The sequence below is a fragment of the Methanoregula sp. genome (assembly GCF_028679125.1).
GTDB lineage: Archaea > Halobacteriota > Methanomicrobia > Methanomicrobiales > Methanospirillaceae > Methanoregula.
The window spans coordinates 92,251-107,384 of record NZ_JAJRCG010000006.1 but is presented as its reverse complement, the minus strand read 5'-3'; the positions used below and the strand labels follow the sequence as shown (position 1 = coordinate 107,384).

The 15,134-nt window shown below is 58.9% G+C and carries 16 protein-coding genes; 8 read left to right on the top strand and 8 right to left on the bottom strand.

Annotated elements, in window-relative coordinates; genetic code table 11:
• Positions 1-18 precede the first annotated feature (18 nt).
• Entirely contained in the window at positions 19-747 is a 729-nt protein-coding gene (locus LUQ43_RS06190; RefSeq protein ID WP_299965182.1) for a tetratricopeptide repeat protein, read from the bottom strand.
• 160 nt (positions 748-907) lie between these two features.
• Here LUQ43_RS06190 and LUQ43_RS06185 point away from each other — a divergent pair, with 160 nt between their 5' ends.
• The 6 genes from LUQ43_RS06185 to LUQ43_RS06160 are packed head-to-tail and all read left to right on the top strand — an operon-like array spanning position 908 to position 6,724.
• Positions 908-2,488 (top strand): CTP synthase, encoded by a 1,581-nt coding sequence (locus LUQ43_RS06185; protein WP_299965180.1) that lies wholly within the window; start codon positions 908-910, stop codon positions 2,486-2,488.
• A gap of 18 nt (positions 2,489-2,506) precedes the next feature.
• Positions 2,507-3,424 (top strand): glutamine-hydrolyzing GMP synthase, encoded by a 918-nt coding sequence (guaA, locus tag LUQ43_RS06180; protein WP_299965178.1) that lies wholly within the window; start codon positions 2,507-2,509, stop codon positions 3,422-3,424.
• Positions 3,425-3,449: 25 nt separating this feature from the next.
• Complete coding sequence (locus LUQ43_RS06175) at positions 3,450-4,580, top strand: acetylornithine/succinylornithine family transaminase (protein ID WP_299965176.1); 1,131 nt, start codon at positions 3,450-3,452, stop codon at positions 4,578-4,580.
• Positions 4,564-5,622, top strand: a complete 1,059-nt coding sequence (gene hisC, locus LUQ43_RS06170; RefSeq protein ID WP_299965174.1) for a histidinol-phosphate transaminase — start codon at positions 4,564-4,566, stop codon at positions 5,620-5,622. Before LUQ43_RS06175 ends, hisC begins: the two co-directional genes overlap by 17 nt.
• A complete protein-coding gene (locus tag LUQ43_RS06165; protein ID WP_299965172.1) occupies positions 5,619-6,131 on the top strand; it encodes an adenylate kinase family protein in 513 nt (170 codons plus the stop codon). The genes hisC and LUQ43_RS06165 overlap by 4 nt, the downstream gene beginning before the upstream one ends.
• A complete protein-coding gene (locus tag LUQ43_RS06160) occupies positions 6,128-6,724 on the top strand; it encodes a CDP-alcohol phosphatidyltransferase family protein (protein WP_299965170.1) in 597 nt (198 codons plus the stop codon). The genes LUQ43_RS06165 and LUQ43_RS06160 overlap by 4 nt, the downstream gene beginning before the upstream one ends.
• Before the next feature lie 208 nt (positions 6,725-6,932).
• Here LUQ43_RS06160 and LUQ43_RS06155 read toward each other — a convergent pair whose 3' ends face one another.
• Both LUQ43_RS06155 and LUQ43_RS06150 read right to left on the bottom strand, forming a co-directional pair.
• Complete coding sequence (locus LUQ43_RS06155; protein ID WP_299965167.1) at positions 6,933-7,598, bottom strand: TfuA-related McrA-glycine thioamidation protein; 666 nt, start codon at positions 7,596-7,598, stop codon at positions 6,933-6,935.
• Positions 7,561-8,772, bottom strand: a complete 1,212-nt coding sequence (locus LUQ43_RS06150) for a YcaO-related McrA-glycine thioamidation protein (RefSeq protein ID WP_299965165.1) — start codon at positions 8,770-8,772, stop codon at positions 7,561-7,563. The genes LUQ43_RS06155 and LUQ43_RS06150 overlap by 38 nt, the downstream gene beginning before the upstream one ends.
• 167 nt (positions 8,773-8,939) lie before the next feature.
• On the opposite strand from LUQ43_RS06150, the gene LUQ43_RS06145 reads away from it, so the two are divergent.
• Positions 8,940-9,605 carry a cytochrome c biogenesis protein CcdA gene (locus LUQ43_RS06145; protein ID WP_299965163.1) on the top strand — a complete coding sequence of 222 codons (666 nt, stop codon included), beginning with the start codon at positions 8,940-8,942 and terminating at the stop codon, positions 9,603-9,605.
• 60 nt (positions 9,606-9,665) lie between these two features.
• Here the strand turns inward: LUQ43_RS06145 and LUQ43_RS06140 are convergent, their stop codons facing one another.
• From LUQ43_RS06140 to LUQ43_RS06125, 4 genes are read right to left on the bottom strand one after another with little or no spacing between them, the layout of a single operon-like run.
• Positions 9,666-10,595, bottom strand: a complete 930-nt coding sequence (locus LUQ43_RS06140) for an MBL fold metallo-hydrolase (protein ID WP_299965161.1) — start codon at positions 10,593-10,595, stop codon at positions 9,666-9,668.
• A gap of 15 nt (positions 10,596-10,610) precedes the next feature.
• The gene (locus tag LUQ43_RS06135; RefSeq protein ID WP_299965158.1) at positions 10,611-11,243 is read right to left on the bottom strand and encodes a DUF2284 domain-containing protein; all 633 of its coding nucleotides are present in this window, start codon (positions 11,241-11,243) and stop codon (positions 10,611-10,613) included.
• A 41-nt stretch (positions 11,244-11,284) separates the two neighbouring features.
• Positions 11,285-12,043 (bottom strand): alpha/beta fold hydrolase, encoded by a 759-nt coding sequence (locus LUQ43_RS06130; protein ID WP_299965156.1) that lies wholly within the window; start codon positions 12,041-12,043, stop codon positions 11,285-11,287.
• 47 nt (positions 12,044-12,090) lie between these two features.
• A complete protein-coding gene (locus LUQ43_RS06125) occupies positions 12,091-13,260 on the bottom strand; it encodes an SAM-dependent methyltransferase (RefSeq protein ID WP_299965154.1) in 1,170 nt (389 codons plus the stop codon).
• A 125-nt stretch (positions 13,261-13,385) separates the two neighbouring features.
• Here LUQ43_RS06125 and LUQ43_RS06120 point away from each other — a divergent pair, with 125 nt between their 5' ends.
• On the top strand, positions 13,386-13,997 hold the full coding sequence (locus tag LUQ43_RS06120; protein ID WP_299965151.1) for a TetR/AcrR family transcriptional regulator: 612 nt from the start codon (positions 13,386-13,388) through the stop codon (positions 13,995-13,997).
• Positions 13,998-14,118: 121 nt separating this feature from the next.
• Here the strand turns inward: LUQ43_RS06120 and fen are convergent, their stop codons facing one another.
• Positions 14,119-15,120 carry a flap endonuclease-1 gene (gene fen / locus LUQ43_RS06115; RefSeq protein WP_299965149.1) on the bottom strand — a complete coding sequence of 334 codons (1,002 nt, stop codon included), beginning with the start codon at positions 15,118-15,120 and terminating at the stop codon, positions 14,119-14,121.
• Positions 15,121-15,134: the final 14 nt, after the last annotated feature.

The window sequence follows — 15,134 nt, the reverse complement described above, 5'->3', positions numbered from 1 at the left end:
AAAAAATTTCAGGAAAAATTATTTTTTATTCTTGCTCTTTTCCTTGGTGGCCTTCTTATCCATCGGTTCTTTCTCGTTTGTTGCGGGCTTGCGGAATTTCACGTACCAGACTGCGATCCCTGCTGCAACGATCACCACGACAACAAGGATAATGGTCGTGACGGGTATGGCTGATGCGGCACCTTTCTGTGCTGCGGCAAGTCCGGTGGTGGCATCGCTGTTCTCAGGGTCAAGGGTGAGTGCCGTGTTGAACGCAGTGATGGCCTCATCGTACCGCCCGGCTGCGTTCAGGGCCATGCCCTTGTTGATCCAGCCTTTCACATAGTCTTTCTCAAGGGTAACCGCACGGTTGTAGGCATCAACCGCCTCGTTGTATTTTCCTGCCTTGAACAGGGCATACCCCTTGTTGTTCCATAACCCGGAGCTGTTGGGGTACTTGGCAAGGCCCGTATTGGCGGTTGCAAGCGCCTCCTCGTACCTGCCGAGATCGGTGAGGGCGGCTGTCTTGTCCTTGTAAACGTACATGAGCGTGTCGCTCTTGCTGATCATGGTTGTGTTGTCGGCAAGGGCCATGTCGAAGTACTGGACTGCCTTCGCATAATCGCCGGTGCTGATCGCGATTTGTGCAATGTTGAAGTAGGATGTTGCATTGTCCGTGATGTTCTCCGTACCTGCCATGACCGGTGCCACGGTGCAGCTGGCAAGGATGAGGAGAGCAAGTGTGGCCAGAATATACCGAAATTGCATAACCAGTTTTTCGCGTGTCCATACATGAATCTTTACCAGAATGGCACCCTCTCTGTCGCAGGACATCATGTTCCCCCGTGTGTATCCGTATTTTCCGACGCTGTAAGATAACACTAATACGGATTGTGAGTAAAATATACAGCAATCGGGGAGATCTTGAGTGAAATACATCATTGTTACCGGCGGTGTGATGAGCGGTCTGGGCAAGGGTATCACGGCGGCATCCGTGGGAAGGATCCTGAAGAACCGCGGATACCGGGTGACCGCGGTCAAGATCGACCCGTACCTGAATATCGATGCCGGGACCATGAACCCGGCGCAGCACGGCGAGGTCTTTGTGCTCAAGGACGGGAGCGAGGTGGACCTCGATCTCGGTAATTACGAACGGTTCCTTGACATCGAGCTGACTGCTGCCCACAATATCACTACGGGCAAGGTGTACCGCACCGTGATCGAGAAGGAACGCCGCGGCGACTTCCTTGGCGAGACCGTGCAGATCATCCCCCATATCACCGACCAGATCAAGAAGTGCATCCGGGAAGCGGCAGAAGAGGAGTTCCCGGACGGGACGCATGCGGAGATCTGCCTTGTCGAGGTGGGCGGGACTGTCGGCGACATCGAGAGCATGCCGTTCCTCGAGGCGATCCGGCAGATGCGGGGCGAGCTCCCGCCGCACGATTATATCCTGATCCACGTGACCCTGATCCCCGAGGACACTATGGGCGACATGAAGACCAAGCCCACCCAGCACTCGGTCAAGGCCCTGCGGGAACTGGGTCTCCACGCGGACATTATCGTGGGCCGGAGCGACGACCCGATCGGTGCAGGCACGAAACGCAAGATCTCGGCTTTCTGCGATCTCCCCCAGAGCGACGTCATCTCTGCTGCTACCGCCCCCGACACCTATGCAGTCCCGATGGAGATGGAGAATGAGGGAATCGCTGATGTCCTCTCCTCCCACCTCGGGCTCGACCGGAAAGAAGCTGACACCACGTGGTACCGGATTGTCAATAAAGAGTATACGAACCGGGTGACGGTCGGGATCGTCAGCAAGTACGGCATCGAAGATGTATATATCAGCATCAAGGAAGCCCTCAAGCACGCGGGCAGGGCACTCTCTACAGAAGTGAAGATCGCGTGGCTGGATGCCGAGCGGTACGAGCGGTGCACGCTGAAGGACTATGACGGTATCCTTATCCCCGGCGGCTTTGGCAAGCGGGGGGTAGAGGGGAAGATCGAGGCGATCCAGTTCGCCCGCGAGAACAATGTCCCCTTCCTCGGGCTCTGCCTCGGGTTCCAGCTGGCAACGGTTGAATACGCCCGGAACAAGGCCGGGATTCCCGATGCCACGAGCGAGGAGTTCGGCGAAGGAACGCACGTCATCGCGCTCCTGCCGGAGCAGGAAGGTCTCCACGAGCTGGGCGGGACCATGCGGCTTGGCAATTATACTGCTGACCTCCGCGAGAACACCCTTGCCTACAAACTCTATGGAGAGAAGCAGGTGATCGAGCGGCACCGGCACCGGTACGAGGTGAACCCGGAGTTCATCGCACCGCTGGAGAAGGCGGGCCTTGTCTTCTCGGCAACGAACAGGAACCGGATGGAGTGCCTGGAACTGCCCGGGCACCCGTTCTACTTCGCCACCCAGTTCCACCCGGAGTTCAAGTCGAGACCCACAAGACCATCGCCGCCCTATCTCGGGTTTGTCGAGGCATGCAGGGCGAACAAGCGGACAAAATAAGTGCAGGAGCCAAATCTCATGGTAAATACTGAAAAATTCATTGCAAAGGCTATCGAGGAGATAAAAACCGCCGCAGGGAACGAGAAGGTTGTCATGGCCCTCTCCGGAGGGGTAGACAGTTCTGTCTGTGCAGCGCTTGCCGCCCGCGCTATCGGGGACAACCTCATCCCGATCTATATCGACACCGGCCTGATGCGGAAAGGGGAGACCGATCGCATACGGACGATCTTTGGCAATATCCGGCTCCAGATCATCGATGCAGGTGACGAGTTCCTCGATTCCCTCAAAGGCATCACGGATCCCGAGGCCAAGCGGAAAGCTATCGGCGAGCGGTTCATCCGGGTCTTTGAGCGCGAGGCAAAGAAGGTCGGCGCAAAATGCCTGCTGCAGGGTACGATCTATCCCGACATAATCGAGAGCCAGGGTGGGATCAAGAGCCATCACAACGTGGGCGGGATGCCGGTTGACATCGAGTTCACGAAAGTGATCGAGCCGATCCGTGACCTGTACAAGGACGAGGTCCGCGACGTGGCAGGCGCTCTTGGTCTCCCCAAGGAGATCCAGCACCGGATGCCCTTCCCCGGCCCCGGGCTTGCGGTGAGAGTGCTGGGCGAGGTGACGAGAGAGAAGGTCGCTGTCATCCGCGAGGCGAACTGGATCGTCGAGGACGAGCTGGTGGAGAAATACCACCCCTGGCAGTGCTTTGCCGCGCTCATCGGCCTCGGCACCGGTGTCAAGGGCGACAACCGGATCCATGGCTGGATCGTTGCCGTGAGAGCGGTCCATTCCCGTGACGCCATGACTGCCGACCCGATCGATATCCCGTTCGAGCACCTGGTGAAGATCGGGTCGAGGATCACTGCAGACATCCCGAGTGTTGCCCGGGTTGTCTACGATATCACCGCAAAACCCCCGGCAACGATCGAATACGAATAACATACACAATGAACCTGTGATTGGAATGGAAACAACAAAACAGATGAAAGCGCTTGACGAGCGCTTTTATATGCCCGCGTTCTCCCGTGAGATCGCCATTGTCAAAGGCGAGGGCTCGAAGGTCTGGGACGCGGATGGGAAGGAATATATCGACTGCGTGGCAGGCATCGCGGTCTGCAGTACCGGCCATTGCCACCCGGACGTCGTGAAAGCGATCTGCGACCAGGCACGCCAGCTCATCCACTGCTCGAACCTCTACTATGTCCCGCACCAGGGCGATCTTGCAAAGAAGATCGTCGAGGTCACCGGGTTGCACAAGGCGTTCTTCTCAAACTCGGGAGCGGAAGCAACGGACGGGGCGCTCAAGCTTGCCCGCGTCCGGACCGGGAAGAAGAAGTTCGTTGCCTTTACCCACGGGTTCCACGGGCGCACCATCGGGTCGCTTGCCGTGACCCACAAGCCCGGGATCCGCGAGCCGTTCGAGCCGCTCGGGCTCCCGGTAACGTTTGTCGACTACGGCGATCTGGAAGGCGTGAAGAAGGCGGTTGACAGCGATACCGCAGGTATCATCGTCGAACCTATCCAGGGAGAGGCCGGTGTCATCATCCCGCCGGACAGCTTCTTTAAGGGCATCCGGGAGATCTGCGACAAGACCGGCGCCCTCATGATCGTGGACGAAGTGCAGACCGGCATGGGCCGCACGGGCAAATGGATGGCCATCCAGCACACGAAAGTAAGCCCGGATATCATCACCATGGCAAAGGGTATCGCGAGCGGGTTCCCCATGGGAGCCCTCGCAGCCCGCGAAGGGCTGGAGTTCAAGAAGAGCGAGCACGGGAGTACCTTTGCCGGCGGCCCGCTGGCCTGTGCCGCGGGTGTGGCCACGCTCAATGTGATCGAAAAGATCCTGCCCGAAGTGGCAGTCAAAGGCGAGCGGTTCCGGAAGGGCCTTGCGAAGTTCAACCCCCGTGTCCGCGGGCTCATGATCGGGATCAGTGTCGGCGACAGATGCCCGGAGATCCAGAAGAAGTGCGCAGAACAGGGTGTGCTCGTCAACTGCGCAGCGGATGGCAACCTCCGTCTCGTTCCCCCGCTTGTCATCACCGATGCGGAAATCGACCGCGTAGTGAAGGTTCTCAATGGAGCGCTTGGTTAGATCCTGCTATAAGAAGAAGAGCGGCTATGTCTTTGCCAAGAAGGCAGAGGATATCGCCCGTGAGTACGGCATGACCCGCATAGCCCGGCTCGCGAGCAATGAGAATCCCGAACCGCTCTCCCCCGCTGCCCTTGAGGCAGCGGAGGCGGCCTTAAAGACCGTGAACCGGTATCCCGACGAGCGGGTGAACGTGCTCATGAACGCCCTCCGGGCCACGTACGGGGATTTCCATTTCGTCACCGGTGTCGGGATGGACGGGGTCATCGAGACCATCATCCGCACGCTGGTCGAACCCGGTGAGAAGGTTGCGATCTCGACTCCTACCTTCTCCTTCTATGCCCTTGCTGCCATGGGACAGGGTGCAGAGGTCGTCACCATTCCCCGCGAAGCGGACTTCTCGGCCGACCCGAAGAGACTGGTAAATGCGGCAAAGGATGCGAAGATCACCGTCCTCTGCTCACCCAACAACCCGACCGGGAATGCAACGCCGATTCCCGTGGTTGAGGAGATCCTTGAGGGGATCGAAGGCCTGCTCTTCCTGGACAACGCCTACGTGGAGTTCTCGGGAATAGATTACCTCCCGCTGATGAAGAAGCACGAGAACCTGGTGCTCGGGCGGACCATGTCGAAGGTCCACTCGCTTGCCGGCCTCCGGATCGGGTATGCCTTCACTCCCCGCTGGCTGCCGCCGTGGTACCAGCGGGCAGGCACCCCGTTTACCGTCAACGCGGTCTCGATGGCAGCCGCAGCCGCAGCGCTCGGGGACACTGCTCACGCGGAGCGCTACCGTGCGCAGGTGAAGCGCTGGAGGACGCGGTTCACGGACGAAGTGAAGTATCCCGTCCTGCCATCGGACGCAAACTTCGTGATGATCGATGTCGCCCCGCACAGGAGCGATGAGATGGTCGAGGAGCTGGCCCGAAAGGGAGTTGTTGTCCGCTCCTGCAGGAGTTTTGCCGGGCTTGAAGACCACTACATCCGGGTCAGCGTTGGCGAGGACTGGGAGAACGAGCTCTTCGTGAAGGTGATAAACACCTTATGATGTGCGGTATCACCGGCACGCCCGGCACAGGAAAATCGATGATCGGCGATGAGCTGGCACGCCGGGGGCACCGGGTTGTCCACCTCACCGATACGGTCGGGCCGTACGTGACCGGTGATGACGAGAAGCGGGACGTGCAGATCATCGATGTGGACCGGTGGGCCGCAGAGTTCAGACCCGTTGACGGTTTTGTCGAGGGGCATTTCGCCCACCTGCTTCCCTGTGACAAGGTCATTGTCCTCCGCTGCCGTCCCGATGAGCTGAAAGCCCGGCTGGCGCAGCGCAAGTACCGGGCATCAAAGATCCGGGAGAATGCGGAGGCCGAGGCGCTCGACTCCTGCCTCATCGAGACCGTAGAGGATTACGATCCCGCCACTATCTTCGAGCTCGACACTACCGGCCGCGACGCTCCCTATTGCGCCGACCGGATCGAGCAGTTTGTCAAGGGAGAGATACCGGCGGACTACGGCCACATCGACTGGACCTCGTTCCTTGAGGTGGGGCCATGACCCTCGACCAGTACCGTTCCCACGTGAAGGTGTATTTCGATCCGCTGGTCGCCGTGGCGATACGGTGCCGGCTGACGCCGAATTTCTTCACTATTGCCGCCCTCATTGCTTCGGCCGTGGCCGGTATCCTGTTCTACCTGCGGATGGAGTTCTGGGCGGTCCTTGCTGTTGCCCTCAATGCCTTCTGCGACGCGATGGACGGGGCTGTTGCCCGGGCAACGAATAACCAGACCAAACGTGGGGATTTCCTCGACCACGCGGTGGACCGGTACGCAGACATCTTCATCATCACCGGTATCTTTGCCGGGGGCCTTGTCCCGTGGCAGATCGGTGTCTTTGCCCTCACCGGTGTCCTGATGTCCTCGTATCTCGGGACCCAGGCGCAGGCTGTCGGTGTCGGGCGGTATTACGGTGGTATCCTCGGGCGTGCGGACCGGCTGGTCATGATCCTGGTCGTGGGGATCATCGATATGCTCATCCCCTTGAGTTTCCTCAGCCTCTCGCTCCTTGGCTGGATGCTCGTCCTCTTCGGGTTCTTCGGCCATATCACCGCGTTCCAGCGGTTCGCGTATGTCTGGGCAAAGGTGGAATGAGGAGAACGTTCCCCTGGAAAATGCTCTTTTTTTAAGTTAACACAATTCACTGGTGGTGCGACGAACGCCGCCGCCCCCGACGGGGCGTCCCCGCGGCGGATCCCGGGACTGTTGGCATTTTTTCTCCCTCGTGCGTGGAAGTGGCCATGAGAGGGAAAATCGTCATATTTTAAGGACTTGTTCCAGGAGTGTTTTCTCGATAAAACAATTATTTTTCCGCTTCCGGGATCTCAGTAACCATCCCCCGGATATACTCCAGCGCCTCGATTGCGTCCTGCCGTTTCTGGTCAACGGCATAGTCCAGCGCCCAGGCAAGGAACCTCTTCTGTGTGAGGGCATCAAGGGAATCTCCGGCCGATGAAACGATCTTCGGGTAGGTCCGCTGCGGATAAAAGACCGAGCGGGCTGCCGAGAGCAGGATTGCATGGTCCTGCGGGGTAATAATCCCCTGCCGCTCCGCTTCGCGGAGCGTGAACCGGATATTTATGAGCGGCTCGGAAAGCGAGAGACCCGTCTCGGGATCGAAGACGAGCGCAACTTCGTCATCGGCAATGAGCTCCCCGCTCTTGTACATCCGGTACACTTCCCCGATACCGATCATTCCGAGTGTGTCCATCTCGGCTGCCCGGAGGGCTCCCATGCTGGACGCCCCGACAACCGTAACCCCTTTTTTTACCGCAGCAAGGATCTCCCGGTGGGCGACCGCGGATTCCTGGTGGAAGACCCCGTCGATCAGGCCGATGATGGTCGCACCCTCTTCTGAGGCCCGGAGAAGGTCACCCCTCTTTGCAGGAGGCCGGTACTCCGCGGTGAGGATCTTCTCTGCCGCGTTCAGGTCAAGACTTGGCCCGAGAAAGACGATGATCCTGTGCATGCTTCACCCGTTCTCCCTTTCGTTCGGGGTCCATGGCGAACAATTCAAGTCCCGGCACGATCACCCGCACGACCGGAATCCCGATCTCCTCCCGGGTCAGGTCCACGATGATGACCCGGTCGAGTCCTTGTGCTTTCAGCGCCGTAATGACGTTCTGGATATCCTTCTGGAAATCGTCGGTGTCCGATGAATGGATATCCGCGTACTCGACGATTCCGTTGTCCCGGTACCAGTACCCGTTGATCCGCTTTGCCCGCTCGTAGCCCATCTTCTTGCGCATCTCGGCAAGGGTGGTGTCTTCGCGTGCCCCGTGGATCTGGGTGAGCCGGCTCTGGGCAACTTCGGTGAGTGCCCGCATCACGGCGATCCGTGCGCTCGTATGCGTACCTATGCCGATGGTGAGGAGGCTGGGGTCTTTTGTGAGCACGTCGTCTGCCACCGCAGCGATTGTCGGGATGCCGATGTCGCTCGTGATGTCCCGTATCGTGACCTCGACCTGGGCATCGGCAAATTTCTTCTGCATCTCCCGGATCACCGGGTCATCGATCCCCACAACCGCGGGCCCGGTGTTCCGCGTTGTCTCAACGATCGACCAGGCGTCCCGTTCGATGACTTCGGAGAGGGCGTGGAAGATCGCCTCTTCCCGGGTGTTTCCCGAGGCAAGGCCGTTCGTGTTCGTGCGGGCAGGTCCCCGGTATTTCGGGGGGAGGGGATGGAATACTGCGTAGGCCGGGACCCACACGGTTTTGTTGCTGACGATATCGTATCCCTCGCACCACGAGGTGAACCGGTCCGTCTCCGCACCTTCCGGCAGGATCAGGTCATGGGGATCGATCACAGGCCCGGAGGCCAGCATCTCATCGTAGAGTGCTACCCGGAGATCCCGGTCATGCACCTCGGCCGAGTACCGCTCGATGCCCTCCATTATGGCGGAGATCCTCGATTCCTCGACCGTGGCCCCCTTCCCGTTGTAGACCGTGATGGCTCCGTTCTCCGCGGTAGGCCGGATACAGGAGAAGACCGGGATGCCGATCCGGTCGAGATTCGTGATATCTGCAACCCGCGTAATACCGGCAGCAGGCACTTTCGGCTCGATCCGGGCAAGGGTCTCCTTCAGGGGCACAGCACGCTGGGTTTCGTTGTTGTACGTCTTTTTGCACGATCTGATCTGCATGGGGTTCACCGGTAGTTCTTGTGAGGAAGTGGAAAGGGGTTCCGGGATGTTTTCTGTATGTAAATGGTGCTCGCTTCCGGGGTTTATACATGCCCATAATGGATCCGGGTCAGGCCTCAATTTGGGCCACGTATCTTTTTACCTGACACTGCCCAGTAGAGTGTACGATGGCCGCATTCGATCCCTCGCTTCTGGGCATATTCATCTTCGGCCTGATTGCCGGCACCTGCCCCTGCAACAGCGTGCTCTGTCTTGGCCTGATCGGGTACCTGACGAGCGGGAAGACGCAGCTCTCCCTTGCGAATATTCTCAAACTGACGGTCTCGTTCTGTACCGGGACTATCCTCGTGCTCCTGCCGCTCGGCCTTATCGCGGGATATATCGGCCACTATCTCCTCTTCCTCAACGAGACGATCGCGTGGGCCTTCGGTGGCATCCTCCTTGTCCTGATGGGGTTGCAGCTCCTCCATCTCTACAAGCCGCCCATCCGAAGCATCTTCGACTTCTTCCGGAGGCCGATCTCCTATACGGTGACCGGTGCTTTCCTGCTCGGGCTCTCGTTTGGTGCGATCACCGTGGGCCGGGGTGCCCCGATGCTCGTTATTGTCCTGACCTATATCGCCCTGTACCAGACTGCTTTGCAGGGACTTCTCACGATCTTCATCTATGCCGTGGGGCTCTCCATCCCTCTGATTGTTATCAGTTCGCTTGGCGGGGCGTTCGGGCAGCGGATCAAGGAGAAGGCCCGGGTGAGCGGCGAGGTTTTCGACCGGATCGTGGGAGTGCTCATCATCATCATCGGGTGTTATTTCCTGTACCTGGCATTCTTTTAATCGGGATACCGGCAGGATCCCGGTGCCGGTTTGATCGTGGCAGTTCCCGTACAGCACGGTTCAGAACACGTATGTTGTCCCGACTGTGTTCAGGATGCACTTCTCCGGCATTGCGGTCATGAACCGGTTGATCGCGTCCCACCCCGTGCAATGCATGGGCACAATGTAATCCGGTCCGATCGTTTTCATGGCATCAATGGTCGGCTGGATGATGGGTGTAAAGGCAGGCCCGGTGAGATGGAATCCCCCAAGGACCGCGTGGATGTGATTGACACCGGTGCACTTCTGTGCATACTTCACGGTGTTGATGATCCCCGTGTGGGCACAACCGCTCAGCACGACAAGGCCCTTGTCCTTCACGTTGATGACGAGCGCCTGGTCGTCGCGGATTGGGTCGGGTTCCCAGCGGCCGTTTGTGAACATCTCCATGCCCGGCATTCCCTTCTCAAACGGGGTCTTTCGCTCCACTTCTCCTGTGACGAGCAGGTGGCCGGCTGCGAGCGTTGAGGGCTCGCTGCGGAGCAGGATGTCGGCCCCGGCCTTCTTCAGCGCAACAGCATCAAGCTGCGGGAGTTCGACCGGGCCTTTGGCCGGGTTGTTCAGCCTGCGCCGGATGAATGCATCCGGATGCGTGATGAGCGGGATCCGCCGTCCTGCCCCGGCAAAGAGCCCGGTGAGTCCCCCGGTGTGATCGAAGTGCCCGTGGCTCAGGACAACAGCCTCGATCGCGTCAGGTGAAATGCCCAGTTGCCGGGCATTCCATGCCATACACTCCCGGGAGAGCCCGGCATCGAGCAGGATCGCGTGTTCTTCCTTCCCGGTAATGATCCGGACCATGCAGGAGAATCCATGTTCGGCAAGGATCTGGCGGGAGGGTCTGAATGGCAACCGGTGGTCCACCGGAGTTGCCTGAGGGACAAAGATATCGATATAATTGTCGACAAGAACGGTTACTTCTACCCGATCGGCTGGTGTCAGGGTTTGTTTCATAGTTTTAGCTCTCCGTCAATCGATCAGCAGCAGCGCCATCAGCTCCGGGTGCCCTTGCACCGGGAACCGGATCGGCATCCCCGCGTTCTCTGCGGTCTTCACCATATTGACGCCCACGGCATGTTCAGGAATCCGTGCCTGCGTGGGGTGAACGCAGATCCCGGCCTTGACATTACAGGTTTCGCAGAGCCGGCAGGATCCGTTGATGAAGGCAAGGGCAAAGGGGTTACCCGCGTTGAACGCGGTCCGTTCCAGTTCGAGCATCATCGGGGCGAACGAGCCGGTGCCATTGAAGTGATCTTTCCAGAACTGCGTTGCCTGTTCTTTCTTGTCAGCAGGGGCGGCTGGATCGAGCCAGTACCTGTAGATTGAGCAGATGACATCGGGATCGGCTTCTGCGGGAGAGATGAACTTCACGAGCAGGGCATACCGGTACTCGGCAAGGATCTTCCGGAACTCGTCCGGGGTCGGGACGTGCGGCGGGCAGGTCAGTTTCTTCCCGTACCCGATGCAGCCGGCCCGGCATTTCAGGGGTACGCGGTTCTCCACGACCACGTCCGATGTCGGGATCACCTTCGCGTCGGCTGCCCCGAGCGTGCGGGCGGCCTCTACGAGAAAGGCAAAATCCTCGGGTTCTTTATCTGGCATCATCGTTTTCCTCCCGATCTGATTTATAACGGTTTTGTGGTTCATGGTTCTTCACTCTCGCGGTTGGCCGGCCTGGTGCCCTGTTCTACAAGGAAAGCGATCAGGGGTTGTACCAGCCGGTCGGGACTTGTCCGTGCCACCAGGTGATCGCCATCAAGCATGACGAGCCGGGCGCCCGGGATGCAGTCCCGGAGTTCCTCTGCATACCGGACCGGAGTCGACGGATCTCCGGTGCAGTTCACAATCATGGTCGGGGCCCGGATCTTCCCGAGCAGAGGCCGACCGTCAAATTCCCGCAGGGCCTCGAACTGCCGGAGAAATGAGGCAATGGTCGGGGGATGGGGGAGCACCTTCTCCATAAACCCCGGCTGTGTCATCGCAGCACGCAGCCGTTCAAAGGACGTGCCTGCGGCCTTGTCCTCCTTGTCCGGGGAGCGTGCAGCGGCTACGTGGAGGATGAGACTTTTTACCCGTCCCGGGAAACGGGCCGCAAGTGAGAGCGCGATCCGGGCGCCAGTCGATATCCCCATGACGTGGGCCTGCCGAATGCCGATCGCGTCCATGAGGCCCGCGGTATCGTCTGCCATCAGGTCGATCGAGTACGGCATATCCGGCTTGTCTGTCCGGCCGGAACCCCGGTTGTCGAACAGGATGAGACTGTACTTCCCGTCCACGGACTCCGCAAGAAGGTCGGCAAGAGGCGGGATCTCTCCCCCGATCCCCCAGATGACGATGAGAGGCTCACCCCCGCCCCGGGTCTCGTAATACATCTCAATATCGTTCACGTGTACTTTTGGCATACCATCAGCTCCGTATCGAATTCTACCTGTTCACCAGAGCGCCCGGATCATCCTACTTCCCCGGCAGTCCTTTCTGTTCCCCCATCCACCTCTGCCATGAAGGCCCGGGCCGGGACTACCAGGAGATCGGGATCCTTTGCCGAAAACAGGTGGTCGCCGTCAACGAGGACCAGCCGGGCGTCGGGGATACCATCCGCGAGCTCCCGTGTCAGCTTCATCGGGACGATCCCGTCCTGTCTGCCGTTCACGATAAGTGTGGGGGCCCGGATTGTCTTGAGCAGCGGCCGGGTATCGCACCGGTTGGCCGCTTTTGTCATCCGGTCAAACGAGGCCGGGGTCGGCGGGTAGGGCTGTTTGAACATCCAGCCGGTCATCTTCTCCTTTATCCCCGGCATATGGGTCGCCACATACCCGATCGCCTTCATCAGCGGCAGGGCCCGGGGGAAACCCACAACAAGGATGAGCGACCGGACCCGGTCCGGGTACTTTGCGGCGAACACCTGGGCGACCTGCGACCCCATGGAGGCTGCATCCGAGGACCCGTCTGCCATTGACTGCGGGACGAAATCAAAGAGCACGGTACTGCCGGCAGCGGCGTGTCCGGCAATCCCGGCGAGCAGCTCCCTGACAGCGGGGCGGGGGAGATACATGACAAGCCCCTCAAGGAGGAAGAGTGTCTTTTTTGCCGGGGAATACCCGGCGGTTTCAAGTGCCGGCCACCACGGCCCCTGCCCGATATCGTGCGGGATGAACGAGACATGGTCCGGGAGCTGCCCGAATACCTTTGTTACGATCCCGGTCTTTCGTTCCTGAGTTGCCGGCCGGTCGATCTCGAAGACTCTGGTGTGTCCTTTCAGCGTGTCAATGCGGTACGCCCGGGCATCATATCCGGCGCCAAGGATCACCACCTGGGTAAATCCTTCGCTTGAAGCATTCCGCACAACATCATCGAAGTACCGGATACGTCCCCGGATGGCATTATCCCACCCCGGCATCTTCCGCTCAACCTCTGCTGCCAGCGCCTGAGTCTCCGCAGGGTGCTCTTTTGCCCATGCAACTTTTACCGGATCAAGGAAATGAATTGCATAGGGATCAGAAAAAATCCGGACATCCTCCGGCAGCATTGATTCCGCGAACCGCTGCAGTGCTATCCCTTCCGCCATCATGCTTGGGCCACCCGTCCGGGAACTCCAGAGAGCGTTTAATTCCTTTGTCATGTCAGATCACATTCCCTGTTGTAAAATAACATACTTGCTAGAATGTATAAATACCAAACGGTTTGCATTTCATCCGCATACGATGTTTTTTTTACCTCTCACGGCTGAAGTGAATATGAGGAGCAATGCCCAAGGTCGTCCCGGAATACAAGGAGGATGCCAAACGCCGGATCGTCGAGGCTGCCATGGACGTGATCGCGGAGCGCGGCTGCGACCAGATGACCATCGATGAGGTGGCAAAGAAACTGGGCGTTACCAAGGGGGCGGTATACTGGTACTTCAGGAGCAAGGAGGAACTGGTCGCCGCGGTTCTGAATAAATTCCAGCTGGAAATCCAGAGTATGACGTTTGAGTCATTTTACAACCGTCCCCTGGAAGAGACACTGTCGCTGATCTTCGACCGGTTCTCTCATGCCGATGATCGGCATCGGGCAATCTTTTTTGAATTATTCGCGCTCGCATCACGCAATTCGGCGGTCCGGCATGCGACTATCGAATACCATAAAGGACTGGTCGCAACATTTGAAGATGCGATCGTGAAGGAAAAGAGGAAGAATTTCATCCAGACGCATGCCGATGCCCACCGGCTCGCGCAGCTTCTTGCTGCACTCTTTATCGGACTCCAGAACAACGGAGTCTGGACCTACAACGAGGAGATGAAGGCGATGTGGCTCGAAGGAGCGAAGATCCTTCTCAAGCCCTCGTATACCGGAACGTACGGCGAAAATAAACCGTGATAGTACAACTCCGGAATCATATCCGCTTTTTTAAAGAGATAGTCATCCGTTTATTTTCACGTACCCGGGAAGCTCCCCTTTTAAGGGAGCAATGGAGAATGGGAACTCCCCGTCCCCGGTTCTAAAACCAGCTCTCCAGCGTCTTCTGCCCGGCCTTCACCGAAAACCCTTCGAGCGCCTTGTCCACCCGCTCTTCCGAGAAGTCGTACCCGTCGCAGAGCATCTTCTTGATCCCCTCCGCATCCGGGTGTCCTGCGGCAACCGAGTAATCCTCCGTTACCGGGGGATGAAGGAACATCTCCATCACGGGCGCCGGATCGAAGTCCGGCTGCTTCTCTTTCAGCTTTACTGCAAACTCTCCCTTCTGCACGATCTTCAGACCGGTCTTTGCGCCCACCCCGGCAACACCCTCGTTGAAGTCCGTCCCGATAAGGATCCCGATCTCGATCAGCTGCTCTCGGGTGAGCTTCAGGCCTGCCAGCGTATCCGCGAGCACGATCCGCTCCGGGCTCACCGTGATCTGTCGGCCCCGGATCTTCCGTTTGCCCGAGACGGTCAGGTTGCGGACAAGAGTCGGCGTGCCAAAGAGGAGCGTGTCGTAGTCCTGCGAGATCACGTACCGGGCATCCCCCTTTGCCACCATGAATGCTGCCTGGGCCTCGCCCTCGCCCGGTGCCTGGACAACCGGGATACCCATGAGCCCGAGCAGCTCCTTGGACGTAGCGATGACGGTTGCATCGACCCGTGTTGCTGACCGGGCCTGTTTGTAGGCCTCCTCTTCGTCGCCCCGCTCCAGCGCCTCCTTCCACTTCTCGCCAGCGGTGTCGCGGATCTTCCGGCGCTCGTCAATGGTTGCCTGTTTCAGGTGCGTGGGCTTCCCGTCAAAGACAAAGACCGGTTTTATCCCTTTCTCCATGAAGTTGGAGATCCGAAAGAGGATGCCGGAGAGGTGGGAGGTGACCCGGCCCCGCTGGTCCATGAGGGGCGTACCGTCCGGCTGCCGGATGATGGTGAGGAACTGGTACAGGGTATTGTTGCCATCAACCGCCGCAATGCCCGGCAGGGCATCCCACGTGACCGGTGTCTTGTAATCCGCAATGATATCCCGTAGTGCAACGCCCATGATGTATCGCCAGT

What these genes read in the sequence shown, in the direction of transcription:
- LUQ43_RS06140 (WP_299965161.1), bottom strand. Translation starts at nt 10,595, where the DNA reads ATGAAACAAACCCTGACACCAGCCGATCGGGTAGAAGTAACCGTTCTT.
- fen (WP_299965149.1), bottom strand. Translation starts at nt 15,120, where the DNA reads ATGGGCGTTGCACTACGGGATATCATTGCGGATTACAAGACACCGGTC.
- LUQ43_RS06120 (WP_299965151.1), top strand. Translation starts at nt 13,386, where the DNA reads ATGCCCAAGGTCGTCCCGGAATACAAGGAGGATGCCAAACGCCGGATC.
- LUQ43_RS06155 (WP_299965167.1), bottom strand. Translation starts at nt 7,598, where the DNA reads ATGCACAGGATCATCGTCTTTCTCGGGCCAAGTCTTGACCTGAACGCG.
- LUQ43_RS06175 (WP_299965176.1), top strand. Translation starts at nt 3,450, where the DNA reads ATGGAAACAACAAAACAGATGAAAGCGCTTGACGAGCGCTTTTATATG.
- LUQ43_RS06145 (WP_299965163.1), top strand. Translation starts at nt 8,940, where the DNA reads ATGGCCGCATTCGATCCCTCGCTTCTGGGCATATTCATCTTCGGCCTG.
- LUQ43_RS06135 (WP_299965158.1), bottom strand. Translation starts at nt 11,243, where the DNA reads ATGCCAGATAAAGAACCCGAGGATTTTGCCTTTCTCGTAGAGGCCGCC.
- LUQ43_RS06165 (WP_299965172.1), top strand. Translation starts at nt 5,619, where the DNA reads ATGATGTGCGGTATCACCGGCACGCCCGGCACAGGAAAATCGATGATC.
- LUQ43_RS06150 (WP_299965165.1), bottom strand. Translation starts at nt 8,772, where the DNA reads ATGCAGATCAGATCGTGCAAAAAGACGTACAACAACGAAACCCAGCGT.
- guaA (WP_299965178.1), top strand. Translation starts at nt 2,507, where the DNA reads ATGGTAAATACTGAAAAATTCATTGCAAAGGCTATCGAGGAGATAAAA.
- LUQ43_RS06160 (WP_299965170.1), top strand. Translation starts at nt 6,128, where the DNA reads ATGACCCTCGACCAGTACCGTTCCCACGTGAAGGTGTATTTCGATCCG.
- hisC (WP_299965174.1), top strand. Translation starts at nt 4,564, where the DNA reads ATGGAGCGCTTGGTTAGATCCTGCTATAAGAAGAAGAGCGGCTATGTC.
- LUQ43_RS06190 (WP_299965182.1), bottom strand. Translation starts at nt 747, where the DNA reads ATGCAATTTCGGTATATTCTGGCCACACTTGCTCTCCTCATCCTTGCC.
- LUQ43_RS06130 (WP_299965156.1), bottom strand. Translation starts at nt 12,043, where the DNA reads ATGCCAAAAGTACACGTGAACGATATTGAGATGTATTACGAGACCCGG.
- LUQ43_RS06125 (WP_299965154.1), bottom strand. Translation starts at nt 13,260, where the DNA reads ATGACAAAGGAATTAAACGCTCTCTGGAGTTCCCGGACGGGTGGCCCA.